Source organism: Stenotrophomonas sp. YIM B06876, assembly GCF_030711595.1.
In the GTDB taxonomy this organism is placed as follows: domain Bacteria; phylum Pseudomonadota; class Gammaproteobacteria; order Xanthomonadales; family Xanthomonadaceae; genus Stenotrophomonas.
The window spans coordinates 1-918 of the sequence record NZ_JAUJUJ010000336.1 but is presented as its reverse complement, the minus strand read 5'-3'; the positions used below and the strand labels follow the sequence as shown (position 1 = coordinate 918).

Sequence of the window (918 nt, the reverse complement as noted above, 5' to 3'; positions counted from 1 at the left end):
GCTCGGCCAGCCATTTGGGCGAAGCCCATTGCAGGCGGGCCATCTTGGGCCGGATGGCATCGCCATAGATGCTGTTGAGCACGCTGCCAGCGATGTCCGAGCCCAGCGCGAGATCGAGGGAGCGCTTGAGGTAGGAGCGCGAAGCGCCGTGCACGCCACTTTGTTCGCGGTAGTCGTCGAAGAAGCGCTGCATGGAGGTCTTCACGGCATCGACCTTGATGCCGCTCAGCCGCGACATGACCTGCGTGACTTCCAGCAGTTCTTCGCGCGACAGGCAGCGCAGGACGGCTGCGGCCGGCTCTTCGCCCATGCACAGCAGCACGATGGCCGCCTGCTCCAGCAGGCTGTTGTTCTTGGCTTCCCCGCGGAGGGGGAGCGCGTCACTCAGGTCGGCCATGCTTTTGTACCCATTGTTTGACCACCTCGGCAACGCGCTCGGGCTCTTTGCCGGCCANAGCGCAGGACGGCTGCGGCCGGCTCTTCGCCCATGCACAGCAGCACGATGGCCGCCTGCTCCAGCAGGCTGTTGTTCTTGGCTTCCCCGCGGAGGGGGAGCGCGTCACTCAGGTCGGCCATGCTTTTGTACCCATTGTTTGACCACCTCGGCAACGCGCTCGGGCTCTTTGCCGGCCAGCACGCGCAGGTGATTGACCATCACGTCGACGGGCGAGCCGGGCGGGGGCAGGTCGTAGTCTTCCAGCAGCGGCACCACGGGCATCGCGTTCGGTGCGATGGCCGGTGCGCTGTGCTCGGCGCCGGGGGCGCTCTGGGCGGTCTTGCCTGCCAGGGCCACCACCGGTGTAAGGGCCGGCTCGTTCGCGAGGAGTGGTGGGGTGCCGGCGGCCAGGCGCTTTTGCACGCTGCGCAGCAAGGGGCGCACGACCAGCAGGAAGGCCAGCAGGGCGCCCGCCAGGTAGG

1 protein-coding gene and 1 pseudogene are annotated in these 918 nt (G+C 67.6%); both read right to left on the bottom strand.

Features of this window, described 5'->3' with window-relative positions; genetic code table 11:
• Positions 1-397: pseudogene (locus QZH66_RS17125) on the bottom strand (hypothetical protein); the annotation flags it as partial.
• A gap of 162 nt (positions 398-559) precedes the next feature.
• Positions 560-918: hypothetical protein (locus tag QZH66_RS17120; RefSeq protein WP_345783870.1), on the bottom strand; the 359-nt coding region annotated here is incomplete at its 5' end.